This window comes from Streptosporangium sp. NPDC004631 (assembly GCF_053601935.1).
This window is the reverse complement of the sequence record NZ_JBSGCR010000011.1, coordinates 171,232-196,268: the sequence shown is the minus strand read 5'-3', so window position 1 is coordinate 196,268 and position 25,037 is coordinate 171,232. Positions and strand designations below refer to the sequence as shown.

Annotated in this window: 24 protein-coding genes; 17 read left to right on the top strand and 7 right to left on the bottom strand. The window is 71.0% G+C overall.

From position 1 onward, the window contains the following. The first annotated feature begins 47 nt into the window (after positions 1-47). The gene (locus ACWEF2_RS14450; protein ID WP_453815251.1) at positions 48-1,916 is read left to right on the top strand and encodes an acyl-CoA dehydrogenase; all 1,869 of its coding nucleotides are present in this window, start codon (positions 48-50) and stop codon (positions 1,914-1,916) included. A gap of 131 nt (positions 1,917-2,047) precedes the next feature. Here the strand turns inward: ACWEF2_RS14450 and ACWEF2_RS14445 are convergent, their stop codons facing one another. Next, on the bottom strand, positions 2,048-2,785 hold the full coding sequence (locus tag ACWEF2_RS14445) for a DUF4386 domain-containing protein (protein WP_355599390.1): 738 nt from the start codon (positions 2,783-2,785) through the stop codon (positions 2,048-2,050). 79 nt (positions 2,786-2,864) lie between these two features. Further along, positions 2,865-3,110: a helix-turn-helix transcriptional regulator gene (locus ACWEF2_RS14440; RefSeq protein WP_453815248.1), complete on the bottom strand. Its 246-nt coding sequence runs from the start codon at positions 3,108-3,110 to the stop codon at positions 2,865-2,867. Between the two features lie 107 nt (positions 3,111-3,217). Between ACWEF2_RS14440 and ACWEF2_RS14435 the strand changes: the two genes are divergently transcribed. The 6 genes from ACWEF2_RS14435 to ACWEF2_RS14410 all read left to right on the top strand — a co-directional run bounded on the left by ACWEF2_RS14435 (position 3,218) and on the right by ACWEF2_RS14410 (position 7,930). Then, on the top strand, positions 3,218-3,340 hold the full coding sequence (locus ACWEF2_RS14435) for a hypothetical protein (RefSeq protein WP_453815246.1): 123 nt from the start codon (positions 3,218-3,220) through the stop codon (positions 3,338-3,340). Positions 3,341-3,506: 166 nt separating this feature from the next. Next, positions 3,507-4,241: an NUDIX hydrolase gene (locus ACWEF2_RS14430; protein ID WP_355599392.1), complete on the top strand. Its 735-nt coding sequence runs from the start codon at positions 3,507-3,509 to the stop codon at positions 4,239-4,241. After that, positions 4,238-5,194 (top strand): lipopolysaccharide kinase InaA family protein, encoded by a 957-nt coding sequence (locus ACWEF2_RS14425; RefSeq protein WP_453815244.1) that lies wholly within the window; start codon positions 4,238-4,240, stop codon positions 5,192-5,194. The genes ACWEF2_RS14430 and ACWEF2_RS14425 overlap by 4 nt, the downstream gene beginning before the upstream one ends. Before the next feature lie 105 nt (positions 5,195-5,299). Next, entirely contained in the window at positions 5,300-6,256 is a 957-nt protein-coding gene (locus ACWEF2_RS14420; RefSeq protein WP_453815243.1) for a hypothetical protein, read from the top strand. Positions 6,257-6,438: 182 nt separating this feature from the next. Further along, positions 6,439-7,653: an adenylosuccinate synthetase gene (locus ACWEF2_RS14415; RefSeq protein WP_453815241.1), complete on the top strand. Its 1,215-nt coding sequence runs from the start codon at positions 6,439-6,441 to the stop codon at positions 7,651-7,653. Positions 7,654-7,705: 52 nt separating this feature from the next. Continuing rightward, positions 7,706-7,930: a DUF6458 family protein gene (locus ACWEF2_RS14410; protein WP_453815240.1), complete on the top strand. Its 225-nt coding sequence runs from the start codon at positions 7,706-7,708 to the stop codon at positions 7,928-7,930. A 28-nt stretch (positions 7,931-7,958) separates the two neighbouring features. Here ACWEF2_RS14410 and ACWEF2_RS14405 read toward each other — a convergent pair whose 3' ends face one another. Next, the gene (locus ACWEF2_RS14405) at positions 7,959-8,252 is read right to left on the bottom strand and encodes a Dabb family protein (protein WP_453815238.1); all 294 of its coding nucleotides are present in this window, start codon (positions 8,250-8,252) and stop codon (positions 7,959-7,961) included. 267 nt (positions 8,253-8,519) lie between these two features. Here ACWEF2_RS14405 and ACWEF2_RS14400 point away from each other — a divergent pair, with 267 nt between their 5' ends. Then, complete coding sequence (locus ACWEF2_RS14400; RefSeq protein WP_453815236.1) at positions 8,520-8,855, top strand: hypothetical protein; 336 nt, start codon at positions 8,520-8,522, stop codon at positions 8,853-8,855. A gap of 225 nt (positions 8,856-9,080) precedes the next feature. On the opposite strand, the gene ACWEF2_RS14395 is transcribed toward ACWEF2_RS14400, so the two are convergent. From ACWEF2_RS14395 to pdhA, 3 genes are read right to left on the bottom strand one after another with little or no spacing between them, the layout of a single operon-like run. Further along, positions 9,081-10,535, bottom strand: coding sequence for a dihydrolipoamide acetyltransferase family protein (locus ACWEF2_RS14395; protein WP_453815234.1), 1,455 nt, complete (start codon positions 10,533-10,535; stop codon positions 9,081-9,083). Between the two features lie 16 nt (positions 10,536-10,551). Beyond that, a complete protein-coding gene (locus ACWEF2_RS14390) occupies positions 10,552-11,535 on the bottom strand; it encodes an alpha-ketoacid dehydrogenase subunit beta (RefSeq protein ID WP_453815232.1) in 984 nt (327 codons plus the stop codon). Beyond that, a complete protein-coding gene (gene pdhA / locus ACWEF2_RS14385) occupies positions 11,532-12,623 on the bottom strand; it encodes a pyruvate dehydrogenase (acetyl-transferring) E1 component subunit alpha (RefSeq protein WP_355599401.1) in 1,092 nt (363 codons plus the stop codon). Before pdhA ends, ACWEF2_RS14390 begins: the two co-directional genes overlap by 4 nt. A gap of 313 nt (positions 12,624-12,936) precedes the next feature. On the opposite strand from pdhA, the gene purS reads away from it, so the two are divergent. The 8 genes from purS to ACWEF2_RS14345 all read left to right on the top strand — a co-directional run bounded on the left by purS (position 12,937) and on the right by ACWEF2_RS14345 (position 22,280). After that, complete coding sequence (gene purS, locus ACWEF2_RS14380; protein ID WP_355599402.1) at positions 12,937-13,182, top strand: phosphoribosylformylglycinamidine synthase subunit PurS; 246 nt, start codon at positions 12,937-12,939, stop codon at positions 13,180-13,182. Between the two features lie 171 nt (positions 13,183-13,353). Then, positions 13,354-13,797, top strand: coding sequence for an ATP-binding protein (locus ACWEF2_RS14375; protein WP_355599403.1), 444 nt, complete (start codon positions 13,354-13,356; stop codon positions 13,795-13,797). Between the two features lie 100 nt (positions 13,798-13,897). Next, entirely contained in the window at positions 13,898-14,581 is a 684-nt protein-coding gene (gene purQ / locus ACWEF2_RS14370) for a phosphoribosylformylglycinamidine synthase subunit PurQ (protein WP_453815230.1), read from the top strand. 32 nt (positions 14,582-14,613) lie between these two features. Continuing rightward, a complete protein-coding gene (gene purL / locus ACWEF2_RS14365) occupies positions 14,614-16,881 on the top strand; it encodes a phosphoribosylformylglycinamidine synthase subunit PurL (protein WP_453815279.1) in 2,268 nt (755 codons plus the stop codon). Between the two features lie 358 nt (positions 16,882-17,239). After that, on the top strand, positions 17,240-19,411 hold the full coding sequence (locus ACWEF2_RS14360) for an adenylate/guanylate cyclase domain-containing protein (RefSeq protein WP_453815228.1): 2,172 nt from the start codon (positions 17,240-17,242) through the stop codon (positions 19,409-19,411). Positions 19,412-19,618: 207 nt separating this feature from the next. Beyond that, positions 19,619-20,287 (top strand): Crp/Fnr family transcriptional regulator, encoded by a 669-nt coding sequence (locus tag ACWEF2_RS14355; protein WP_453815227.1) that lies wholly within the window; start codon positions 19,619-19,621, stop codon positions 20,285-20,287. A gap of 60 nt (positions 20,288-20,347) precedes the next feature. Further along, the gene (locus tag ACWEF2_RS14350; RefSeq protein WP_453815225.1) at positions 20,348-21,853 is read left to right on the top strand and encodes an MFS transporter; all 1,506 of its coding nucleotides are present in this window, start codon (positions 20,348-20,350) and stop codon (positions 21,851-21,853) included. After that, positions 21,825-22,280, top strand: a complete 456-nt coding sequence (locus ACWEF2_RS14345; RefSeq protein ID WP_453815277.1) for a sterol carrier family protein — start codon at positions 21,825-21,827, stop codon at positions 22,278-22,280. Before ACWEF2_RS14350 ends, ACWEF2_RS14345 begins: the two co-directional genes overlap by 29 nt. Before the next feature lie 69 nt (positions 22,281-22,349). Here ACWEF2_RS14345 and ACWEF2_RS14340 read toward each other — a convergent pair whose 3' ends face one another. After that, positions 22,350-23,423: a hypothetical protein gene (locus tag ACWEF2_RS14340; RefSeq protein ID WP_453815223.1), complete on the bottom strand. Its 1,074-nt coding sequence runs from the start codon at positions 23,421-23,423 to the stop codon at positions 22,350-22,352. A 170-nt stretch (positions 23,424-23,593) separates the two neighbouring features. Here ACWEF2_RS14340 and purF point away from each other — a divergent pair, with 170 nt between their 5' ends. Continuing rightward, a complete protein-coding gene (gene purF, locus ACWEF2_RS14335) occupies positions 23,594-25,030 on the top strand; it encodes an amidophosphoribosyltransferase (RefSeq protein ID WP_453815221.1) in 1,437 nt (478 codons plus the stop codon). Positions 25,031-25,037: the final 7 nt, after the last annotated feature.

Sequence of the window (25,037 nt, the reverse complement as noted above, 5' to 3'; positions counted from 1 at the left end):
GCGAGTATGAAAAGTTCCGGTTCCCCCGGTTTCAAGGAGCAGAGTCCATGGGCCACTACAGGAGCAACCTCCGCGACCTGGAGTTCAACCTCTTCGAGGTCTTCGACCGCCGCGACATCCTGGGCACCGGCCCGTTCACCGACTTCGACGAGGACGTGGTCCGCAGCGTCCTGGAGGAGGTCAACCGGCTGGCCACCGGGGTACTGGCCGACTCCTTCGCCGAGGGCGACCGCACCCCGCCGACCTTCGACCCCGCCACCCACACCGTGACCCTGCCGGAGGGGTTCAAGAAGTCGTTCGCCGCCTACCGGGACGCGGGCTGGACCAACCTGGGCCTACCGGCCGAACTGGGCGGCCCCGGCCTGCCGCCGAGCGTGAACTGGGCGCTGGCCGAGCTGGTGCTGGGCGCCAACCCGGCGATCTGGATGTACGCCAGCGGTCCCGCGTTCGCCTACGTACTGCACCTGATCGGCACCCCCGAGCAGAGGCGGTTCGCCGAGCTGGCGATCGGGGGGCAGTGGGGGGCGACCATGGTGCTGACCGAGCCGGACGCGGGCTCGGATGTGGGTGCCGGCCGCACCCGGGCGGTGGAGCAGCCGGACGGCACCTGGCACATCGAGGGGGTCAAGCGGTTCATCACCAGCGCCGAGCACGACCTGGCCGACAACATCTTCCACCTGGTGCTGGCCCGCCCCGAAGGCGCCAGGCCCGGCACCAAGGGCCTGTCGATGTTCCTGGTGCCCAAGTATCACGTGGACCTGGAGTCCGGGGCGCTGGGAGAGCGCAACGGGGTGTGCGTCACCGGCCTGGAGCACAAGATGGGGCTGAAGGTGTCCACCACGTGTGAGCTGACCTTCGGCGGGCCGGACGGACCGGCGGTGGGCACCCTGGTGGGCGGGGTGCACGAGGGCATCAAGCAGATGTTCATGATCATCGAGCACGCGCGGATGATGGTGGGCACCAAGGCCATCGCGACCCTGTCGACCGGATATCTCAACGCGCTGGCGTACGCCAAGGAGCGGATGCAGGGCGCGGATCTGACCCGGATGGCCGACAAGACCGCGCCGAGGGTGGCCATCACGGCCCATCCGGACGTGCGCCGGGAGCTGATGCTGCAGAAGGCGTACGCCGAGGGGATGCGGGCGCTGGTGCTGTTCACCGCGACCTGGCAGGACGCGGTGCAGATCGCCCGGTCCGCCGGGCGGCGCGACGAGCGGGCCGAGGCGATGAACGATCTGCTGCTGCCCCTGGTCAAGGGGGTGGGCTCGGAGCGGTCCTACGAGATGCTGGCGCGCTCGCTGCAGACGCTGGGCGGGTCGGGATATCTGCAGGACTACCCGATCGAGCAGTATCTGCGAGACGCGAAGATCGACTCGCTGTACGAGGGGACGACCGCGATCCAGGGGCTGGACCTGTTCTTCCGCAAGGTGCTGCGGGACGGGGGGACGGCGCTGGGCGTGCTGCACGAGCAGGTGGCGGGCTTCGCGGCCTCGACGGCGGGCAACGGGCGGCTGAAGCAGGAGCGGGCGCTGCTGGCCGAGGCCGCCGACGAGGTCAAGGCGATGGCCGACGCGATGGGCGGCTGGGCGCTCACCTCGCTGCAGACCCCGCGGGAGGTGTATCGGGTGGGGCTGAACACCACCCGGTTCCTGCTGGCGCTGGGCGACGTGGTGATCGGCTGGCTGCTGCTGCGCCAGGCCGAGGTCGCGTTGGAGGCCCTCGACACCCTGACCCCCGCCACCGACGGCGCCGCCGGCTCCGGGACGGGGACCGGCAGGGATCGGGCGTTCTACACCGGCAAGGTGGGGGCGGCGTCCTTCTTCGCGCAGACCGTACTGCCCCGGATCGCGGCCGAGCGCCGGGTGCTGGAGGCCACCGACCAGAGTCTGATGGACCTGCCCGAAGACGCCTTCTGACCTCGCCCCGTCCGGACCGGCGGTCCTGCCGGTCCGGGCGCCCTCTCACACGGTGGTGACGACCTCGCCGCCCGGCCGGGCGCCTCGTCCGGGCCCGGGACGTTCCTCCCGGGGAGCCATACGATCGCCGCTCAGGCCGCGACGGGGACCTGCCCACCCCGCGGTGAGGCTTTCACACCTCTCAGGAGCAGCCAGAAAAGCAGGGCCACCTCCGCGACCGCGGCCGGCGCGATGGCGAACGGGCTCAGAGTCGCCCCCAGCTCCGGGGCCGGGAACCGCGTGAACGTGTCCACGAGATAGCCGCCGCCTCCGGCGGCGAGAAGGACCCCGAGCGCGCGGGGGAACATGCGCGAGGTGTGGACGAGGTATCCCAGCGGCAGCAGCCACAGGCCGAAGAAGATCTGCGCGATGAGGTAGCCGTGGTGCTGGAGGTCGAACATGAGCAGCACCAGCGCGTCGGCCCCCCGCGCGCCGAAGGCTCCCGCGAAGGAGGGGTCGGTGGCGACGAGGAGCGCCGCGAACTGATGAACCAGGTTGAGGCAGGTGATGGCCACGGCGATCGCCACGAAGATCACCATCACACGGCCCGCGTTCCTGTTCACGTGTTCGAGGAGCAGGAACAGGGTCATGGCCACCAGCAGGAAGAACACCGCTTGCACGAGGTCGGCCACGAAGCCCGCGCGGACCAGGCCGGCGTGCGCCACGACGTTTCGCGCGGTGGCGGTGGCGTCGCCGGGCACGTAGACCTTCTCGCGCGAGTAGAACTGCGCGAAGCCCCCGAGGACGGCGACGACCAGATAGAGGAGTCCGGCGATCCTGGCGAGGCGCCGGGGTGCCCGAGGCGGCTGGGGTGCCTGGGGTGAGCTCATGGTTTCTCCCTGATTTCGGGTATGGCGAATGGAGGCCGCGAGGTGGTCTCCCCCGCACGCCGTGCGATGTCGTCGGCGGCTACTCCTCGGCGCCGGGGTACTGGAAGACGTCGTCCAGCGGCACCCTGAACACCCGGGCGATCGTGAAGGCCATCTCCGGCGACGGTGAGTAGCGGCCCTGCTCGATGGCGATGACGGTCTGGCGGGTCACGCCGATGCGGTCCGCCAGGTCCGCCTGGGTCATCTCCCCGTGCGCGAAACGGAGGGATCGGATCGAGTTGGTGACCTTGGTGGGCCTTCCCATCGTCAGAGGCCCCCGCGGCACGTGACGATCTTCACGATAGATCCACGCGCGCGCTTCTCTCCGATGGACACGGCCGCTCCCATGTAAAGCAAACTTAACACCACTGAACGTAAAGCAGGGCAGACATGATGTCAAGCATCCTTAACATTCCCCCGGTCGCGGCCCGGCTCCGGCTCTCGATCGGGGAGGTGTCGGCGCCCGCCGTACCGGCGCCGTGGCGCCCGCGGCGAACCGACGTCATCACGGCCTGACCGCCGGTCCGTCCCCGTACGGCCACGGCCGTACGGGGACAGCCCTCATCCCCGCCTCCCCCTCGCCCTCGTCTTCGGCGGGTGAGGGGGGGACGGGATATCGGTGTTGACGTTTGGGTCAAGTTATTCTCATAATGAGATTGTCTTACTATGAGAAGGACGTGGGATGGACGAGTCCGAGTTCCTGGCCGGGTACGACCCGCGCGATTTCCCGCCGGTCGCCGTGACGGTCGACGTGGTCGCGCTGACCATCCGGGAGGGCGCGTTACGCGTGCTGCTAGTGGAACGGGGCCGGCAGCCCCAGGCGGGGCGGTGGGCGCTGCCCGGAGGGTTCATCCAGCCGGGTGAGGACCTGCCCGAGGCGGCGGCGCGGGAGCTGGCCGAGGAGACGGGGCTGACCCCCCGGGTGCACATCGAGCAGCTCGCCAGCTACGGGGCGCCCGAACGGGACCCCCGGATGCGGATCGTGTCGGTCTCCTACCTGGCCTTCGCCCCCGGCCTGCCCGACCCCCGGGCGGGTTCGGACGCGGCGGACGCGGCCTGGCACCGGGCCGACCGGGTCCCCGAGCTCGCGTTCGACCACGGGCGGATCCTCGGGGACGGGCTGGAGCGGGCGCGGAGCAAACTGGAGTACACCCCGCTGGCCACCACCTTCGTGGGCGAGACGTTCACGATCTCCGAGCTGCGCGGTGTCTACGAGACGGTGTGGGGCGTGCCGCTGCACGCGGGCAACTTCCACCGCAAGGTTCTGTCGGTGCCCGGCTTCGTGGAGGGCACCGGGGAGACCACCGAGAGCGGCGGGCCTCGCGGGGGCCCCCGCGCGAAGCTCTACCGGGCCGGAGACGCCCGTCTCCTCCACCCCGCGCTGCTCCGCCCGGCCAGGGAGGAGGAGGTGCGGTGATCACCACGGCCGAGGCGATCGCGCTGGTGTCCGCCGCCCGCACCCCGGAGGACCTGTTCGGCGGGGACTCGCCGAGGCGGGCGTACCGGCGGCTGGCCCGGCTGCTCCACCCCGACCTCGTGCCGGGGGCGGAGGCCGCCGAATGCTTCGCCAAGCTGGTCCGCCTCTGGGCGGCGCACGGCGGAGACGCCGAGGCGGTGATCACCACCGGCCGGGGGACCCTCCGGGTCGGAAAGGTGTTCCGGCGGGGCGCCACCGCCGTGCTGTACGAGAGCGGCGCCGACGCGCTGCTCAAGGTGGCGCGGAGCCACGCCGACAACGACCTCATGCGGCGCGAGGCGGACGCGCTCAGCGGGATCGAGCGGGACGGCGATCCGCTGCTGCTGCCGTACGTGCCCCGGCTGGCCGAGTCGTTCCGGTACCGCTCGGGCGGGGTCGAGCGGCAGGCCAACGTGATCAGCCGGGTGCCGGACGGGTTCGTGAGCCTGACGGAGATCGCCGAGCGCCGGACGGTGCTCGACCCGAGGGACGCGGCGTGGATCTGGCGACGGCTGCTGGTCGCGCTCGGGGCGGCCCACCGGGCGGGGGTCGTGCACGGCGCGGTCTTCGGCCACCACGTGCTGGTGCACCCGATCGACCACGGTCTGGTGCTCGTCGACTGGAGCCAGTCCGTCCCGCTCGGCAGCCCGCTGACCGTCCTCGTGGCCCGGCACCGGGACGACTACCCTCCCGAGGTCCCGGCCCGCCGACCGGCGACCGAGGCCACCGACATCCACCTCGCCACCCGGTGCGTCGCCGCCCTGATGGGCGAGCGGGTGCCCACGGCGATCCGCCGCTTTCTCCGGGGCAGTCTGATCGGCCCGCCCCGGGACGCCTGGCGGCTGCTCGGCGAGCTCGACGACCTGCTCGACGACCTCTACGGGCCCAGGAGGTATCGCCCCCTCCACCTCTGAACCCCTCCCACCCCTGCACCCCTGACCCCCTGCACCTCTGCACCCCTGCACCTCTGCACCTCTGCACCTCTGCACCTCTGCACCTCTGAAACCGGGAGATCCCCCATGGGAAGCGGAATCTGGTCCACCGACGTCTACGCCGCCGCCGCGAGCTACCGCGCGGCCAGCGGCGCCAGCGCCTTCGCCTACAGCGACAGCGGCGCGCGCACCGTGCACCGCGACCTCGATCCGCACGGCGTGACGGCCCGGGAGAGCCGTGACTCCGGCGAGCACCCCGACACCCTGGCCGTGGCCGTCCTGTTCGACGTGACCGGCTCGATGCGCGGGGTGCCCCGCACGCTCCAGAGCAAGTTGCCCGACCTGCTCGGCCTGCTGCTGCGCAAGGGCTACGCCACCGACCCGCAGATCCTCTTCGGCTCGATCGGCGACGCCACCTGCGACCGCGCCCCACTGCAGATCGGCCAGTTCGAGTCGGACAACCGGATGGACGACGACCTCGGCAAGATCCTGCTGGAGGGCGGTGGCGGCGGCCAGATGACCGAGTCGTACGAGCTGGCCATGTACTTCATGGCCAGGCACACCTCGCTCGACTGCTTCGAGAAGCGGGGACGCCGCGGCTACCTGTTCATCATCGGCGACGAACTGCCCTACCCGAAGGTCAAGCGCCGCGAGGTCCGCCAGGTGATCGGCGACGACCTCCGGCGGGACATCCCGACCGGCGAGATCGTCACCGAGCTGACCAGGATGTACGACGTCTACTACATCCTGCCCGCCGGGGCGGGCCACGCGGGGGACGGTCAGGTGCTGGCCGCCTGGCGCGAACTGCTCGGCCAGAACGTGCTCGAACTGGACGACCTGGACGCGGTCTGCGAGACCATCGCGCTCACCGTCGGCCTCGGTGAGGACGCCATCGACCTGGACGAGGGGCTCAGCGACCTCGACGAGCTCGGTTCGGCCGCCGGAGAGGCCGTGGGCAAGGCGCTGGCCAGGCTGGAGCGGCGCGCGCTCGTGGTGACCGAGGGCATGGACACGGGTGGCGACAGCGGCGTGATCCGGCTGTGAACGGGCGGACGGACCACAGGACGGGGAGAAGGGCTGAGAGAAGGCGGACCACCACCGAAACCGGAAGAAGGACAGAGGACGGAGGACGGAGGCGAGGAGAAGGGCGGGGAGGGGGACCGAAGGGGAGGAGAGGGCGCGGAAGGAGGGCCGAGGACGGATTGGGGCGGGGTGGGTGGGGGCGCGTGAGTGAGCATGTGATCGTGACCGACCTCGGGTACGGCGACGCGGGGAAGGGCACCGTCGTGGACTGGCTCTGCGCCCAACGGCGGGTGGGGGCGGTCGTCCGGTTCAACGGGGGCGGGCAGGCGGCGCACAACGTCGTCCTGCCCGACGGGCGGCACCACACGTTCGCCCAGTTCGGGTCGGGGACGTTCCGGGGCGTCCCCACCCACCTGTCCCGGTTCGTGGTCGTGGACCCGCTCGCGCTGGCCGCGGAGGCCGCGCACCTGGGCGAGGTGGGTGTTCCGCACCCGTTCGGGCTGCTCACCGTGGACCGGGAGGCGCTGCTCGCCACGCCGTACCACGTGGCGGCGGGACGGGCGCGGGAGCTGGCGCGGGGCGCCGACCGGCACGGGTCGTGCGGGATGGGCGTCGGCGAGACCATGGCCTACGCCCTGGAGCACCCCGGCCTCGCGCCGGTCGTCGGCGACTGCGAGACCCCCGCCCGGCTGGCCCGCAAACTGCGCGCGCTCCGCGAGACGCTGAAGGTGTCGGGGCCGCCCGTGGCCGACTGTGTCGCGGCCTACCGGGCGTTCGCCGAGCGGGTGACCCTGGTGGACTCCTCGTTCACGACCGCCCTGCTGCACGGGCGGCCGGTGGTCTTCGAGGGGGCGCAGGGCGTGCTGCTCGACGAGTGGCACGGCTTCCACCCCTACACGACCTGGAGCACGACGACCTTCGCCAACGCGCTGGCCCTGCTCGACGGGGTGCCCGCCGTACGGCTGGGCGTGCTGCGCACCTACACCACCCGGCACGGGCCGGGGCCGCTGGTCACCGAGGATCCGACGCTGGAGACGGCCGAGGCCCACAACGGGACGGGGCCCTGGCAGGGGCCCTTCAGGGTCGGCCACTTCGACGCGGTGGCCCACCGCTACGCGCTGGCGGTGGCCGGTGGGGCCGACGCGCTCGCGCTCACCCACCTGGACGTTCCGGTGTCGCGGATGTGCGTCTCCTACGACGTGGGCGAGCTTCCCGTGGGGACGGCGGGCGACCTCGACGGGCAGGCGGGGCTGACCGGACGGCTGCTGAGGGCCCGCCCCCGCTATCTGGACGGCGTCGACGACTGGCCCGCCGCGGTGGCCGACGCCCTCGACGTCCCGGTCCACCTGGGCTCGTGGGGGCCCACCTCGGACGACAAGACCCGTCTGGGTAGTGTGATCGCCCCGGAACGGGTATGACCCATCACGTAGGTTCTGTTTACCTGATCATTACTTCCGTCCGGAGGACCTGATGGGTGTCGGGGTCAGCATCTTCTTTCTCACGCTCGGCGCCATCCTCAGATTCGCCATCGAGCCCGACGTTCTGGGCAAGGATGTGCACATCGACGTCATCGGCCTGATCTTCATGATCGTCGGCGCGATCGGGATCGTGCTGAGCATCGTGCTGGGGGCCAGGAGCGGGCATACGTCGGACGACCGTCTGATGCACCGCGAGAACCATCCCTCGGAGGACTAGGAACGGCCCGCCACCCGGCCGGCGCGGGTCAGCAGGCGAACTGCACGGCCGCCCGGGACGCCAGGATGGGCTTGATGTGCTCGGCGATCACGGCCTGGTGCGCCGGGTGGTCGCGGTAGGCCAGGTAGTCCTCGACGGTGTCGAAGTCGGCGACGACCGCGAACTCGTGGTTGCCCGGGTTCACGGCCGCGTCGGCGCCGATGGTGTAGGCGCGGATCTCCGGGATGACCCCCGGCAGCCTGCCGAGTTCGGTGGCGACCGTGGCCCTCTGCTCGTCGGTGGCCTCTTCCGCCCAGGTGAACAGCACGACATGCCGGAACATGATCTTCCTTTCCTCGGGTGCTCCGCCAGGGTACGGCCATGCCGTCAAGGAATCGACAGCGGGTACCGAATGGCATTCAGGATGGCAAGAACCCATCGTCCAGAAATGCCCCGATATGGATAATTTATTTCATATTTATACACGTCTGTGCGGCTTTGCCAAAGTATAAGTGCTTTGCGGTGTCATGACAGCTGCGTCTTCTGCGATGTTTGAGGTGTTCGGAGCTCAGGAGGGCGAATCCGTCCTCTCGTGAAACCGGAGGATCGCATGAAAACGAAGACTGCCGCCTCGTTCATCGCGAGCACCATGGGCGCCGGGCTCATCGCCGGAGCCCTGATGGCCGCCCCCGCCGAGGCCACGGTCACATCCGTGGCGAACACCACGACCCCCACCGTCCAGACCGCCGGGGCCACGAGCTTCGTCACCGGCTGCGGATGGCGGCGCCGCTGCTGTCGCTGCGGCTGCCGCCGCTCCTGCGGCTGCGGAAACGGCTGCGGATGTCGTCGCTCCTGCGGCTGTGGAAACGGCTGCGGATGGCGGAGTTGGAGGTGGAGCAGCTGGAGCAACTGGGGCGGCGACTGGGGCGGCAACTGGTGGTGGTAAACCGACGGCGGAATAGACCGTCCGCCTGAGAACCGCGCACAACCGAGGCGGAATTGCGTTTCTTCTCCGCCGGCCCGGAAAAGGCCCGGACCGGCCGGAAACCGGAACCGCTCTCCAACGCCCCCCACCGGAGATGACGTCGAACGGACCGGTCCGCCCCTGATGGGCCCGCTCCCCGTGACGGGGGGCGGGCTCATCAGGTGTCCGCGCCGGCTCCGGCCGGGATCAGCTCCAGGCGAGCATCCGGAGGGGGTCCTCCAGCATGGCTCCCAGATCGCGGAGGAAGAGCGAGCCGAGCTCACCGTCCACGATCCGGTGGTCGAAGGAGAGCGCGAGCGTGCACACCTTACGCGGCACGATCTGCCCGTCCACCACCCACGGCATGTCCCTGATCTGGCCGAAGGCCAGGATGGCCGACTCGCCCGGATTGAGGATGGGGGTGCCGGCGTCCACCCCGAACACCCCCACATTGGTGATCGTGATCGTGCCCCCGGCCATGTCGGCGGGCTGGGTACGGCCCGCCCTGGCGGTCTCGGCCAGGGCCCCCAGGGCACCGGCGAGCTCCGGCAGGGACAGCGCCTGAGCGTCCTTGACGTTGGGAACGAGCAGACCCCTCGGAGTGGCCGCGGCGATGCCCAGGTTCACCCGGTGCTTGACCACGATCTCCTGGCGGGCCTCGTCCCACGACGAGTTGATCATCGGGTGGCGTCGGACGGCGACGAGCATCGCCTTCGCGACCAGGAGCAGCGGCGTGACCCTGACCTCGGCGAAGTCGGGAAGCTCCCTGAGCCGCCCGACCGCCTCCACGGCCCGGGTCACGTCCACCTGGAGGAACTCGGTGACGTGCGGCGCGGTGAAGGCCGAGGCCGTCACCGCCTGCGCGGTCGCCTTCCGCACCCCCTTGACGGGGATCCGTTCCTCCGCGACCGCCGCGGGAACGGCCGAAGGCCCCGCCCGACCGGTCTGGCCGACCGCCGAGTGGACGTCCTCCCGGGTGATCGTCCCCTGCGGGCCGGTCCCGGTGAGCGTGGCCAGGTCGACCCCGAGCTCCCTGGCCAGCTTCCGCACCGGAGGCTTGGCCGGCACGATCACCCGGCCGGCCGGCACGGCCGTACCGGCGGGGGCCGGGGGCATGGCGGGGACGGCCCCGGCCTCGGTCTCACCGGCGACGGGGAGCGTGGCGAAGGACGCCGCCGCGCCCGCGCCACCACCCGCGGCTCTGTCCGCGTCCCCGTTCACGGCCCGGCCGGGGGTGCCCGCCATGGGTTTGCGGGGGCGGCGTTTGGCGGCGCCCGGCTTGACGCCGTACCCCACCAGGACGGGCCGGCGCTCCTGCTCGGGAGGGTGCGGCACCATGTCCTCGGTCAGGCCCCGCCGGTCCGCGGAGACCTCGGTGAGCCCCTCCTCCGCCTGCGCGCCCGAGGGAGCGCCGGGGGCGGGCGCCGTGCCGTCGTCCACCGAGATGATCGGCCTGCCGACCTCCACGGTCTCGCCCTCGGCGGCCATCAGTGCGGTCACCACCCCCTCGAAGGGGCAGGGCAGCTCGACGACGGCCTTGGCCGTCTCGATCTCCACGATGATCTGGTTGATCTTGACCGGGTCGCCGGGCCTCACGTGCCACCGGACGATCTCGGCCTCGGTCAGGCCCTCTCCCACGTCGGGGAGCCTGAACTCCTTCATCGTCGCCTCCCCTTTTTCAGAACGCGAACACGCGGTCGACGGCGTCGAGGACCCGGTCCAGGTCGGGCAGGTAGTGGTCCTCCAGCCTGGAGGGCGGGTAGGGGGTGGACGGCCCGCCGACGCGCAGCACCGGCGCCTCCAGGCCGTAGAAGCACCGCTCGGTGACCCGGGCGGCGATCTCCGCGCCGAAGCCGCTGTAGACCGGGGCCTCGTGCACCACGACGCATCGGCCGGTCCTGCCGACCGACTCCACGACGCGCTCCACGTCCAGCGGGTTGAGCGAGCGCAGATCCACCACCTCCAGGGATCGGCCGTCGTCCTCGGCCGCCGTCGCGGCCTCCAGGCAGGTCTTCACCATCGGCCCGTAGGCGATCAGCGTGACGTCGGTGCCCCGCCGTACCACCCTGGCCTCGTCGAGGGGCGTCCAGTCCTCGGAGAAGGCGGAGGTGTCGACGTCGGCCTTGTCCCAGTAACGCCGCTTGGGCTCGAAGAAGATGACCGGGTCGTCACAGCGGATCGCCTGCTGGAGCATGGTGTAGCCGTCGGCGGGGTTGGAGCAGGCCACGACGCGCAGACCGGCGGTGTGGGTGAAGTACGCCTCCGGCGACTCGCTGTGGTGCTCCACCGCGCCGATGCCGCCGCCGAACGGGATCCGCACCACGACGGGCAGCCGCAACTTGCCCAGCGAGCGCAGCGGCATCTTGGCGAGCTGGGTGATGATCTGGTCGGCGGCCGGGAAGACGAACCCGTCGAACTGGATCTCGCAGACGGGACGGTATCCCCGGAGCGCGAGGCCGATGGCCGTGCCGACGATGCCCGACTCGGCCAGCGGGGTGTCGATGACCCGCTGTTCGCCGAAGTCCTTCTGCAGCCCGTCGGTGACCCGGAACACGCCGCCGAGCTTGCCCACGTCCTCGCCCATGACGAGAACCTTGGGGTCGTCCTCCATCGCCCTGCGCATGCTCTCGTTGAGCGCCTTGGCCAGCGTGAGAGTCGTCATCCCTCGAACCCCTCCAGATAGGCCGCGAACTGCGCGCGCTCGGAGTCGATCAGCCGGTGCGGTTCGGCGTAGACGTGGTCGAAGATGGCGAGCGGCTCGGGATCGGGCAGCGCCAGGCAGCGTCTGCGCGCGTCACGGCCCAGTTCGTCGGCCTCGGCGTCGATCGTGTCGAAGAACTCCTGGTCGGCCAGCTGGTTTTTGAACATGTAGGCGCGGACCCGCTCGATCGGGTCCTTGAGCTTCCACGCCTCCAGCTCGTCGGCCACCCGGTAGCGGGTCGGGTCGTCGGAGGTGGTGTGCGCGCCCATCCGGTAGGTGAACGCCTCGATCAGCATCGGCCCCTGCCCGGCCCTGGCGTCGGCCAGCGCCTTGCGGGTGACCGCGAGACAGGCGAAGACGTCGTTGCCGTCGACCCGGACGCCGGGGAAGCCGAAGCCGCTCGCCCGGCGGTACAGCGGGATACGGGTCTGCTTCTCCAGCGGCTCGGAGATGGCCCACTGGTTGTTCTGGCAGAAGAACACCACGGGCGCGTTGAAGACCGACGCCCAGATGAACGACTCGTTCACGTCGCCCTGGGAGGTGGCGCCGTCGCCGAAGTAGACGATCGAGGCGGCCTCGGCGCCGTCGCGCTGGATGCCCATGGCGTAGCCGACGGCGTGCAGGGTCTGGCTGCCGATGACGATGGTGTAGAGGTGGAAGTTGTGCTCGGCGGGATCCCAGCCGCCGTGGTTGACCCCGCGGAACAGCCCGAGCAGGTTGACCGGGTCCACCCCCCGGCACCAGGCCACGCCGTGTTCGCGGTAGGTCGGGAAGGCCATGTCCGCGTCGGTCAGCGCCCGTCCCGAGCCGATCTGCGCGGCCTCCTGACCGAGCAGGGAGGCCCACAGGCCCAGCTCGCCCTGGCGTTGCAGCGCCACGGCCTCCAGATCGACCCGGCGCACCAGGACCAGGTCCCGGTAGAGTCCGCGGATCTCCTCCGGTGTCAGGTCGATGTCGTAGTCGGGGTGCTCGACCCGCTCACCCTCGGGGGTCAGCAACTGGACGAGCTCCGGTGGTGCTTCCGCACCATGAGGGGCCTCGGCTGTCACGTGCCACTCCTGTGTGCTCGGGGCCGGCGTGATGGGTTCACCATCGCTGTCCGGCCGGTTAGCAGCGCATCCGATCCGACTGGTGGTGGTCCGTCTGCGTTTGTGGACATCGTGACAGAGGGCACATACCTGTGCGCAAGCCCCGCCCCGGCATCCATCTCGATCTCCCTCACCCGCCGGATTCCCTGTCACCTTCCCGCCGGACCGGCTTTCACCCTCGCACGAGGAGAGCCGGGACCATGCGACGAACTGCCGACGGAGCCCGTTACGCTTGAGGCGCCGAACCGTCCCCGCTGCAACCAGGAGGAACACCGTGGCGCGCGTCATTGTCGACGTCATGCTGAAGCCCGAGATTCTCGACGCGCAGGGCCAGGCGATCGCCCGCGCGCTGCCGCGGCTCGGCTTCTCCGGTGTCTCAGCGGTACGGCAGGGCAAGAGGTTCGAGGTGGAGCTTGAGGGGCCCGCCGACGAGGCCGCCCTCGCGGACGTCCGCAAGATGGCCGAGACCCTGCTGGCCAACACCGTGATCGAGGACTACCGGGTCACCGTGGAGTCCTAGATCATCACGTATCGCGTAGGGCGTGCCCGTACGTCCGGGTAGATCACCTTCCGAGCGTGTCGCAATCCCACAGCTTGACCAACACTAAATAACATTAAGGTTATTTTGCGGTTAGCCCGGATTCCGCGGGGAAACCTTGACAAGGTGACGTCTGGCCCCGGGAGGGATCCGGTGGATATCGAGTTCTCGCTGGCTCTGCCCAGAGAGGCCATCGGCATTCCGATGGTCCGCAGGGCGCTGGGCGACTCCCTGCGCTCGCTCGGCGTCACCGAGAGCTGCGTCTCCGACATCCTGCTCGCGGTCACCGAGGCGTGCGCCAACGCGGTGCGCCACGGTGGCCCGGACAACCGCTACGAGGTCGAGGTGTCCATCGGCGACGGCCGCTGCGACGTCCACATCATCGACAGAGGTCAGGGGCTCGTCCGGGTCCCCGAGCAGTATCCCCCGGCGGACATCGAGAACGGCCGGGGCATCCTGATCATGCAGGCGGTGGTGGACGAGATCTCCTTCGGCATCACACCCGGCCGGGGAACCACCGTGCACCTGCGCAAACATCTCGACTGGGACGAGGACGCCGTCTTCCTCCGCCAGGGCCGCGTGCTCGCCGCCGTGTGACCTGCTCTCCCGGAGCGGATAGCCTGGGCGCACCGCCGCAGACCGAGGTCCGACGTGTGAGATGTCGGCGCGGCGCTCGTTTGTGGAGGGGAACGCTACCATGAGTGCTGCCCGCGTGGGCGTCGTCACTTTTCCCGGGACTCTTGACGATCAGGACGCGGCCCGCGCCGTGCGCCACGCGGGCGGCGAAGCCGTCCCGCTGTGGCACGCGGACCCCGATCTCAAGGGGGTGGACGCGATCTTCCTGCCGGGTGGTTTCTCCTACGGAGACTATCTCCGGTGCGGGGCGATCTCCAGGTTCGCGCCCCTGATGGAGGAACTGATCCCGGCGGCCAGGGCCGGACTTCCCGTCCTGGGCACCTGCAACGGCTTCCAGATCCTCTGCGAGGCCCACCTGCTGCCCGGCGCGCTGATGCGCAACGCCGGACTGCACTACATCTGCCGCGACCAGCGCGTCCGGGTGGAGAACACCGCCACGCCCTGGACCTCCGACTTCGCCGAGGGGCAGGAGATCGTGCTGCCGGTCAAGCACGGCGAGGGCCGCTACGTCGCCGACGAGCCGACCCTGAAGGCGCTGGAGGCGGGGGGGCAGGTGGTCTTCCGCTACGTCGGAGGCAACCCCAACGGCTCGCTGAACGACATCGCGGGCATCTGCAACGAGGCCGGGAACATCGTCGGCCTCATGCCGCACCCCGAGCACGCGGTCGAGGACCTCACCGGCGCCCCAAGCACGGACGGCCGCGGATTCTTCTCCTCGATCCTGAAGAAGCTGGTGAACCTGTGAGCGAGCACGACCCCCAGGCCCCCGCCGACGACGTGCGGGCTCAGCCGGCCCTGGACACCGTCAGGCGGGCCCAGGACACGCCCGGCGAGCGGCAGCCCTACGCCGAGCTGGGCATGAAGCTCGACGAGTACGAGCGGGTCCGCGCGATCCTCGGCCGCCGGCCCACCAGCTCCGAGCTGGCCATCTACAGCGTCATGTGGAGCGAGCACTGCTCCTACAAGTCCTCCAAGGTGCACCTGCGCCAGTTCGGCACCAAGGCCCCCAAGTCCGAGGCCCTGCTGGTCGGCATGGGCGAGAACGCCGGCGTGGTGGACATCGGCGACGGCTGGGCGGCCACCTTCAAGATCGAATCGCATAACCACCCGTCCTACGTCGAACCGCACCAGGGCGCGGCGACCGGCGTCGGCGGGATCGTCCGCGACATCATGTCGATGGGCGCGCGGCCCATCGCGGTGATGGACGCGCTGCGCTTCGGCGCCGCCGACGCCCACGACACCCGGCGGGTGCTGCCCGGCGTGGTCGAGGGCATCAGCCACTACGGCAACTGCCTGGGGCTGCCCAACATCGGCGGCGAGGTCGTCTTCGACCCCTGCTACATCGGCAACCCGCTGGTCAACGCCCTGTGCGTGGGCCTGCTCCGCAAGGACCAGATCAAGCTGGCCACCGCCCCGGGACCGGGCAACAAGGTCGTGCTGTTCGGCGCGCTGACCGGCCCGGACGGCATCGGCGGCGCGTCCGTCCTGGCCTCGGCCACCTTCGAGGACGAGTCGCACGCCAAGCGTCCCAGCGTCCAGGTGGGCGACCCGTTCATGGAGAAGCTGCTGATCGAGTGCTGCCTTGAGCTCTACCAGGCGGACGTGGTCGTGGGCATCCAGGACCTCGGCGCGGCCGGCGTGTCCTGCGCGACCACCGAGCTGGCGGCCAAGGGCACCGGCGGCATGGACGTCAGGCTGGACCTCGTCCCGCTGCGCGACCCGTCGCTGCGGCCCGAGGAGATCCTGATGAGCGAGTCGCAGGAGCGCATGATGGCGGTCGTCACCCCCGACGACATCGCTGCCTTCATGGCGATCTGCGCCAAGTGGGACATCCCGGCGACCGTGATCGGCGAGGTCACCGACGGGGGCCGCCTGGTGATGACCTGGTACGGCGAGACCATCGTCGACATTCCGCCGGGCACCGCGGCCGACGAGGGCCCGGTCTACGAGCGGCCTTTCCACGAGCCGGCCGGTCAGTCCGCGCTCAACGCCGACGACCCGGTACGGCTGGCACGCCCCGACGACCTGCGGGCGACGCTGCTGGAGCTGCTCGGCTCGCCCAACCTCGCGTCCAAGGAGTGGGTCACCTCCCAGTACGACCGCTACGTCCGGGGCAACACCGTGCTGGCCCAGCCGGCCGACGCCGGGGTGCTGCGAATCAGCGAGATCATGCCGGGGGCCGAGGAGACGACCCGGGGCATCGCGCTGTCGACGGACGGCAACGGCCGCTACGCCAGGCTCGACCCGTACGCGGGGGCGCAGCTCGCGCTGGCCGAGGCGTACCGGAACGTGGCCGTGACCGGCGCGACGCCGCTGGCGGTGACCAACTGCCTCAACTTCGGCTCCCCCGAGGACCCCGAGGTCATGTGGCAGTTCGCCGAGGCCACCCGCGGCCTGGCCGACGCCTGCAAGGCGCTTGGCGTCCCGGTGACCGGCGGGAACGTCTCCTTCTACAACCAGACGGGGTCCACCCCGATCCACCCCACCCCGGTCGTGGGCGTGCTGGGCGTGATCGACGACGTGGCCCTGCGGGTCGGCAGCGGCTTCACCGGCCCGGACGAGCGGATCGTCCTGCTGGGTGAGACCGAGGAGGAGTTCGGCGGCTCCGAGTGGGCCCACGTGGCCCACGGTCACCTGGGCGGCCTGCCGCCCAAGGCGAACCTGGAGGCCGAACGCGCCCTGGCGACCGTGCTCACCGAGGCCGCCTCCCGCGGTCTGCTGACCGGCTCCCACGACCTGTCCGACGGCGGCCTGGCCATCGCCCTGGCCGAGGCGTGCCTCGCCAGGGGGGTCGGCGCCACGGTCTCCCCGGCGGGGGACGACCCGTTCGTCGAGCTGTTCAGCGAGTCGCCGGCGCGCGCGCTGGTGACCGTGACACCGGAGTCCTTCCAGCTCCTCGCCGAGCTCTGCGTCGCCCACGAGGTGCCCTGCCACGGCCTGGGCGTCACCGGCGGCGACTCCCTGATCGTGGAGAACGTCCTGGACATCCCGATCACCGAGCTCCGGGAGACCCACACGGCCACCCTGCCGGGAATCTTCGGCTGACCCCGCGCACGCCCCGAGGGGGGTACGGCTCAGCTGAGCCGTACCCCCCTCGGCGTCCAAGCCCCGGAAGGACCCGAGCCTGGAAGGGCCGATCCCGGGAAGGCCCGAGGGCGGGAGGGGCGCCACCGCCGGTCGTCACCGGGAGTGGCCGTCGGCCGTCCCCACCGTCCTTGAGTTGCCCTGCGAAACATCGCGTTTCAGCCTGATAACGCAGCGTATGGACCGCATGACCGCATCGACCACATGCGGGATAATCGCCGCTGTTCGGGGAGAACTCCGGCCGTCGCCGGTCGGCGGGCGGAGGCGGACGCGACAGGGAGCCGGAACGGTTCCCGAGGACACGGAGGTCACCGTGCCGGTGAACGACCCGAGAACCGCGTCGACCGAGAGGCTCCGGGGACCACGGGAACGCGGGGAACGCGGTCGTGGAGGTCGTGGAGAGAGCGGGGAGGACGGGGAGGACTGGGGCGGCAACGGCGGGAACGGCGGCGCCGGGGACGGCGAGGGGCCGGTGCCGTACCTGCCGCCGTCGGGTCAGCCGGTCCGCCTGGTGGTCTGGGCGATCCACCTGGCGCTGCCGATGGCGGGGCTCTGGCTGCTGCTGACCAGGCCGAGGCTGAACGCCGTCCTGCAGGACAACGTCGGCCACTTCTGGCTGATCATCGCCGTGGCCGGGGTCAACGTGGTCCTCGGCACCATGATCGGCCAGGCCTCGGCCAGGCGGGCCGACGCGCGGCTGCTGCTGGTCTCCCTGGTCTTCCTGAGCAGCGCCGGATTCTTCCTGATCCATGGGCTGACCACGCCGAAGGTCATCCTCCAAGGACCGAACTACGGGTTCGAGCTGTCCCAGCCGGTCGGCCTGCTCATCGCCTCGATGTTCGCCTTCGCCTCGGCCCTGCCGCTGAACGAGCGGGTGGCCCAGGCCGTGCTGAAGGCACAGGTCTGGCTGCGCGGCGGCCTCGTCCTGCTGCTGGCCGGCTGGGGAGTCGCGTCGCTGCTCCCCGATCTCACCCCGCTGGGGGGCCGGCCACCCGCGCACGGAGCCGGCCTCGGCGGGCTGGAGGCGCTCGGGGTCGCGCTGTACGCGGCGGCGACCGCGATGATGTTCCAGCTGCACCGGCGGCGTCCCTCGGCCATGCTGGTCAGCCTCCTCACCGCCTACGCGCTGCTGGCCGAGGCCACGATCGCCGGGATGTCGCACTTCAACTGGCACCTGTCGTGGTGGCTCTGGCACCTACTGCTGGCCGTGGCCTTCCTGTTCGTCGCCTACAGCGCCTACCTGCAGTTCCGGCAGGAGGGCTCCAGCGCCGGCCTGTTCGACTCGGTGGCGCTGGCGGCGACCGTCCAGCGGCTCAGGGGCGAGTACGAGGCCGCCCTGGAGGAACTCGTCGGCCACCTCAGGCGCAGGGCGGACACCCCTTCAGGCGGCGGGAGCCGGGTCCCCGTCGCGACCAGGCTGGCGGGCAAGTTCGGGCTCACCGAGGGGCAGGCCGCGGTGCTCGACCGGGCCGGTGAGGCGCTGGCCGACGAGCGGGAGGTGTCGGAGCGGCTCGCCGCGCTGGTGGACATGGGCAACCGGGCCAGGGTGGGGATGCCTGAGGACGAGCTGCTGACCCGGGGGCTGGAGCGGGTACGGCGGGCCTACGGGGACGTGCGCGTCGGACTGGTCTCCGGCGGGCGGGTCACCCTGGACTCCGGCGTGTACGGCCCGCAGGACTTCCCCGGCGACGGACCCGTACGGCTGGGCGGAACCGTCGTCCACCCGCTGACCGTGCGGGGACGGCTCGCCGGGGCGCTGACGGTGCCGGTGGGCAGGACCCGGCAGGACGAGGCGCTCGCCGCCACGCTGGCGAGCCAGCTGTCCATCTCCCTGGAGAACACCCGGCTGTATCAGGAGCTGTCCACCCTGTTCCGGCAGTACATGTCCCCGGACGTGGCGAAGTCCCTGCTGGCCGATCCGCGGACCGCGGCGCTCGGGGGCGAACTGGTCGAGCTGACCGCGCTCTTCGCCGACCTGAAGGGTTTCACGAGCTACTCCGAGCGGGTGGCGCCCGGCGAGATCGTCGAGATGCTGAACCGGTACCACTCGGCGGCCGTGCCCATCGTGCTGGGCAACGGCGGCACGATCGTGCAGTTCGTGGGTGACGCGCTGCTGGCGCTGTTCAACGCCCCCGCCAGGCAGGCGGACCACGCCGTCGCCGCCGCCAGGACCGCCCTGGCCATGCAGGAGGCGGCCGAGGAGATCGCCGCCGGGACACCCGGCTATCCCCGGTTCAGGATCGGGGTCAACACCGGTGTCGCGCTGGTCGGCAACATCGGCAGCCCCGAGCTGCGCGGGTTCAACGCGATGGGTGACTGCGTGAACGTGGCCGCCCGGCTGGAGGGGATCGCCGAGCCGGGAACCGTGGTGATCGGCCAGAGCACCCTCGACCTGATCGGTCCCGGCGCCAGGGTCCGCCCGCTGGGCGAACTCGCCCTCAAGGGCAAGGAGCGGCCCGTCCACGCCTATGTGCTGTCCGCTCTGCGGTAGAACCCGCCGTGGAGTCGCGGAATCTGCACTGTGGAGCAAGAGTCCGCCGGAGAGCCGGAGAAACCATCGTGAAAACTCAGAAACCCATGTGAAACTGGAGAGTCCACCGTAAAACCACGGAAACCGCCGTGGAAGCGGGCTCTCCGGCGAGGACCGTACCGGCATAATCGACACCGGCCAGACCGCACGAGGGAGCAGGAGACAGTCGTGACCCCCACCCCCGAGCCGGGCGAGTTCGTCACCCTGCTCACGGCCGACGAGGCCGCCGCGCTGCACGCGGCCGGCACCCCCCGGCGGTGGGAGCGGGGAGCGACGGTGTGCACCGAGGGCGACGTCGCCGAATGGGTGCTCCTGCTGACGTCGGGGCGGGTCAAGGTCTCCTCGCACACCGCCGGTGGGACCGAGGTGGTCCTGGCGATCCGCGGCCCCGGCGCGCTGCTCGGCGAGTTCGCCGTCATCGACGGTCTGCTGAGGTCGGCCACGGTGACCACGCTGGAGCCGGTGGAGGGCATCACGATCCACGACTTCCCGGCCTATCTGCGTGAGAACGGCCGGGTGGCGGTGCTCCTGATGCGGATGCTGATCGGCAAGATGCGCGACGCCGACCGCAAGCGGATCGAGTACGGCGCGTTCGACACCACGGGCCGGGTGGCGACCCGGCTGATCGAGCTGGCCGAGCGGTACGGCGAGCCGGTCGGCGGCGCGGTCCGGGTGACGCTGCCGCTCTCCCAGGACGAGCTGGCCGGCTGGACGGGGGCCTCCCGCGAGGCGGTCAGCAAGTCCCTGCGCTCGCTGCGGGACCGCGGCCTGATCGAGACGGGCCGTCGCCGGGTGACCATCCACGACATGGAGGGCCTGCGCAGGCGAGCCCGCTGACCCCGCCCTTCGGCCGATCTCGTTCCAGATCGGTATGCCGGGTAGGTCAGACTGGGGCATATGGTCGCAATCCTCCAAGACCTTTCCGATTCCCCCGAATATCGCTCAAAGCTCCGCTACGCATGGCGCGTCTGCTCGGTCACCAGCCTCGGCATCGTGCTGATCGGCATCTCGGGAAGCACGCTGAACGTGGCACTTCCCGAGGTGGTAAGGCACTTCCACGCCGACGCGTTCGCCGCCGGATGGATCCTGCTGGCGTACCTGCTCGTCAGCACCGCGACCCTGGTCCTCTTCGGCCGCGTGGCCGACCTGCTCGGGCGCAGGGAGGTCTACCTCGCGGGATTCGCCCTCTTCACCGCCGCGTCACTGCTGGCCGGACTCTCGCCCACCGTCTGGTTCCTGATCGCGATGCGGGCGGTGCAGGCGGTCGGGGCCGCGATGATCCTGGCCAACGGGACCGTGATCATCACCGACGCCTTCCCACCCGACCGGCTCAGCCAGGGCATGGGCGTCTACATCGGAGCCTTCTCGGTCGCCCAGCTGGCGGGGCCGACGCTGGGCGGCCTCGTCGCCCAGGCCGCGGGCTGGCAGTGGATCTTCTGGGTGAACGTGCCCGCCGGGCTGATCGCCCTCGTATGGGGGGCGATCATCCTCGGCAGGCTTCCCCCCAAACCACGCGAACCGATGGACGTGCTCGGCAACCTGCTGGTGTTCGCCGTGCTGTCGGCCACCCTCGTCGCGCTCTCCGAGGCGGGATCCCGGGGTCTGTCCAGCCCCGTGGTGATCATCGGAGCCGGGGTCGCGGCGATCCTGACCCCGATCCTGATCATGGTGGAGCGAAGGGCGTCCCACCCGGTGCTCGACGTGCGGCTGTTCGGCCGGCGCCTGCTGGCCTTCGCCAACCTCGCCTCGTTCTGCAACGCCCTGGCCCGCGCGGCGCTGATCCTGCTCGCCGCCCTCTACTTCCAGACGGTCCAGGGCGTCGACGCCCTCACCGCCTCCCTGGGCGTGCTGCCCATCCCGGTCGGCATGGCCGTGGCCTCGCCGGTCGCCGGCGCCCTCGGCCGCAGGATCTCCCCCCGCGCCCTGTCGGTCGGGGGGTCGCTGCTGAGCGCGGCGGGGCTGGGCGTCCTGCTCCTGACCGCCGATCCGGCCACGCCGTACTGGGTCGTGGGGGTGGGACTGCTGCTGTGCGGCTGCGGCAGCGGCAGCTTCCTGACCGGGAACACCACCCAGGTCATGGCCGCCCTGCCCGCCGGGAGCCTCAGCGTGGTGAACGGCTTCCGACTCATGATCATGAATGTCGGGATGGTGCTCAGCGTCGCCCTCTCCCTGAGCGTCCTCACCGGCTCGGTCAGCGCCGAACTGCGCGGCCAGGTCTACTCCGGCACGCTGTCGAGCGCGTCACCGGTGGCCGTGGAGCAGCTCATGGACGGCTTCAGGAGAACGTACGCCGCGCTGTTCGCCGTCGCCCTCGTGGGCGCGCTGGCCTCCGCCCTGGCCCGGCCGAGGCGGGCACGGGCCGGCGGCGGGCATGATGGAGGGCGTGCCACCTCACAGACCTGACGCCGCCAAGGTGCGCGCCGCACTGGACGCCCAGCTGACCACCCTGGACGAGCCGCCCTACGACGGGCCCGGAGGAACCGCCGAACTGCTGGGGGCGTGCGTCACGGTGGTGCTGCGGGCCTACGAACGGCGGGTCCGGCCGGAGCGGGAGATCACCCGCTTCGCCGTACGGCACCTGCTCGACCTGCTGGCGACCGCGGCCCCCGGGCGGACCGTCGAGGTGCGGGTCCCGCCGTACGCGGCGGTGCAGTGCGTGGCGGGCCCCCGGCATACCCGGGGAACCCCGCCGAACGTGGTGGAGACCGACGCGCCGACCTGGCTGGCGCTGGCCACCGGACGGCTGGCGTGGGCCGAGGCGATGTCCGAGGGCAGGATCTCGGCGAGCGGCGGCCGGGCCGACCTGTCGGAGTACCTACCGGTCCGGTAGGAGCCGGACCGTGCCCGCCGGTCCGGCGGACCGGCGGGAGCCACGGGGAGCGCTGGAACCGTCCAAAACCTACGGCGTGTTCTGGAGTTGGACGCCGAATCGCTCCTCTATACAGCGCTGCTGGAGTTCCGGCGGCAGGTTGGCGCAGTCGCCCACCTTGCTGTAGAGCCAGCTCAGCAACGCCACGGCGATGATCAAGGTCAGCACGCTCAGCGCGATGCCCACCCAGGCGCGGCCGCGGTTGGAGTTCCTGACCACGGCGACGATGCCGAGCACCAGGCCGACGATGGCCGTCAGCACGCCCAGGCCGCACACCACCAGCAGGAAGACGCTGACGATGCCGAGCACCAGGGCCGCGGTGCCGAGCCCTCCGCCCACCTTCGGCGCGCCCCACCCCGCCCCCGGCGGCGCCGGGTACGGCGGGGCCCCCGGGTAGCCCGGACCCCCCGGATATCCGGGACCGCCCGGTGAGAGCGGTGCCTGATAGGGCGGCCCCTGGGGAGGCTGGTACGGCTGCCCCTGCGGGGGCGGCCCCTGCCCCTCCGAAGGACTCGGCCACCCCTCGGGAGGTCCCTGCTGAGCCGGGCGGCCCGGACCCCCGTAGGGACTCGCGCCGGGGATGCCCCCGGCGGGCGAGGCGGCTCCGGCGTCCCCCGCGGGCCGCGCGGGTTCACCGGGCCCACCGGGCCCGGCATGGCCGCCGGGCTCACCGGGCTCACCGGGCCGGTGTGAGGCGGCCGGGAAGCCCTGGGGCGGCGTCGGCGGATCGTAGCGCGAGTGCCTGGCGGCGCTCGACGGCGTCTCCGGACCGTCTGGACGGTCGGCGGGCGACGCCTCCGGGGCGCTCTCCCACCCCGGATAGGCGGGCGGGGGCGCACCCGGCACCGGGCCGTACCCCCTCGTGGTCTCGGAGTCCGCCTGGACCGGCGGGGGCACCTCCGGGGCCGTCGGCACGTCCGGATGCCGGGGCAGTGACGGCTCACCGGGCGTGGAGATCGGCGGCCACTCCGGGTTCTCCTCGGGGGCGGGCTCCTCCGGCTCTGGAGGCCCGGGAGCCGGTTCCGCGCCCGTCCCCTCCTCTTCAGGCCGCCTGTCCCGCCGATGGCGCGGATCAGGCTGATTCGGGTCCTCAGGTGTTGTCACGTCCGCTCTCCCGACGTATAGACATGCCGGATACCTCACACTCCCCCGGCTCTTTCCCATGAAACAGGCTGACACGGTAAAACGGCGATGATTGTTCGGTAACGGTGACAGGCGGGACGGACACCGCCCCGAGGTGCGAGCAGCGAAGAGCCCGACCTAGACTGAAGCATGTGCTGAAGGGCGACGGCCATCTGAGCCATGACCTTGACCCCCACGACCGAGCTCCGAAGGACGCATGTGGCGTCTTCGGAGTCTGGGCGCCTGGGGAGGAAGTCTCCAAACTCACCTACTACGGGCTGTACGCGCTACAGCACCGCGGCCAGGAGTCCGCGGGCATCGCGGTCAGCGAGGGCAGCAGGATCCTCGTCTACAAGGACATGGGCCTCGTGGCCCAGGTCTTCGACGAGTCGGTGCTGGGCACCCTCCGCGGCCACCTGGCGATCGGTCACTGCCGCTATTCGACCACCGGGTCGAGCGTCTGGGAGAACGCCCAGCCGACGCTGAGCTCGACCGAGGTCGGCGGGCTCGCGCTCGCCCACAACGGGAACCTGATCAACACCGCCGAGCTCTCCAGGCGGCTGGCCCCGGGATCGACCAGGGCGACCACCGACACCGAGGTGCTGACGTCGCTGCTGGCCCAGGACCGCAGCCGGCCCATCGACGACGCGGCCGCCGCGCTCCTTCCCCAGGTCAAGGGCGCCTACTCGCTCGTCTTCATGGACGAGAAGACGCTCTACGCGGCCCGTGACCCGCAGGGCATCCGCCCGCTGGTCCTGGGCCGTCTGGAGCGTGGCTGGGCGGTGGCCTCGGAGACCGCCGCACTGGACATCGTGGGTGCCACGTTCGTTCGGGAGATCGAACCCGGCGAGCTGATCACCATCGACCAGCGCGGCGTGCGCTCCCGCAGGTTCGCCCTGGCCGAGCCGAAGGGCTGCCTGTTCGAGTACGTCTACCTGGCCCGTCCCGACACCACCATCGCCGGACGTGGCGTACAGACCACCCGGGTCGAGGTCGGCCGGGTGCTGGCCCGTGAGCACCCGGTCGAGGCCGATCTGGTCATCCCGACGCCCGAGTCGGGCACCCCCGCCGCCGTCGGCTACGCCGAGGAGAGCGGGATCCCGTACGGCCAGGGCCTGGTCAAGAACTCCTATGTCGGCCGGACCTTCATCCAGCCGTCCCAGACGATCCGCCAGCTCGGCATCCGGCTCAAGCTCAACCCGCTGAAGGAGGTCGTCGCCGGCAAACGCCTGGTCGTCGTGGACGACTCCATCGTGCGCGGCAACACCCAGCGGGCGATCGTCAAGATGCTCCGGGAGGCGGGGGCGCGGGAGGTCCACGTCCGGATCTCCTCTCCGCCGGTCTCCTGGCCGTGCTTCTACGGCATCGACTTCGCCACCCGGGCGGAGTTGATCGCCGGTTCGCTCAGCGTGGAGGAGATCCGGGCCTCCCTCGGCGCCGACTCTCTGGGATACATCTCGCTGGAGGGCCTGACGGAGGCCACCACGCTCCCCGCCGAACGGCTCTGCCGGGCCTGCTTCGACGGGGTGTACCCCATCCCCGTCGACCAGGACAACGTGGGCAAGTACGTCCTGGAGGCGAAGCTTTGAGCCGGCC

Bases quoted from the DNA above. Each gene is read 5' to 3' on its own strand.
- ACWEF2_RS14450 (WP_453815251.1), top strand. From the start codon at position 48: ATGGGCCACTACAGGAGCAACCTCCGCGACCTGGAGTTCAACCTCTTC.
- ACWEF2_RS14445 (WP_355599390.1), bottom strand. From the start codon at position 2,785: ATGAGCTCACCCCAGGCACCCCAGCCGCCTCGGGCACCCCGGCGCCTC.
- ACWEF2_RS14435 (WP_453815246.1), top strand. From the start codon at position 3,218: ATGTCAAGCATCCTTAACATTCCCCCGGTCGCGGCCCGGCTCCGGCTC.
- ACWEF2_RS14430 (WP_355599392.1), top strand. From the start codon at position 3,507: ATGGACGAGTCCGAGTTCCTGGCCGGGTACGACCCGCGCGATTTCCCG.
- ACWEF2_RS14420 (WP_453815243.1), top strand. From the start codon at position 5,300: ATGGGAAGCGGAATCTGGTCCACCGACGTCTACGCCGCCGCCGCGAGC.
- ACWEF2_RS14410 (WP_453815240.1), top strand. From the start codon at position 7,706: ATGGGTGTCGGGGTCAGCATCTTCTTTCTCACGCTCGGCGCCATCCTC.
- ACWEF2_RS14405 (WP_453815238.1), bottom strand. From the start codon at position 8,252: ATGTTCCGGCATGTCGTGCTGTTCACCTGGGCGGAAGAGGCCACCGAC.
- ACWEF2_RS14400 (WP_453815236.1), top strand. From the start codon at position 8,520: ATGAAAACGAAGACTGCCGCCTCGTTCATCGCGAGCACCATGGGCGCC.
- ACWEF2_RS14395 (WP_453815234.1), bottom strand. From the start codon at position 10,535: ATGAAGGAGTTCAGGCTCCCCGACGTGGGAGAGGGCCTGACCGAGGCC.
- ACWEF2_RS14390 (WP_453815232.1), bottom strand. From the start codon at position 11,535: ATGACGACTCTCACGCTGGCCAAGGCGCTCAACGAGAGCATGCGCAGG.
- purQ (WP_453815230.1), top strand. From the start codon at position 13,898: ATGAGTGCTGCCCGCGTGGGCGTCGTCACTTTTCCCGGGACTCTTGAC.
- ACWEF2_RS14350 (WP_453815225.1), top strand. From the start codon at position 20,348: ATGGTCGCAATCCTCCAAGACCTTTCCGATTCCCCCGAATATCGCTCA.
- ACWEF2_RS14345 (WP_453815277.1), top strand. From the start codon at position 21,825: ATGGAGGGCGTGCCACCTCACAGACCTGACGCCGCCAAGGTGCGCGCC.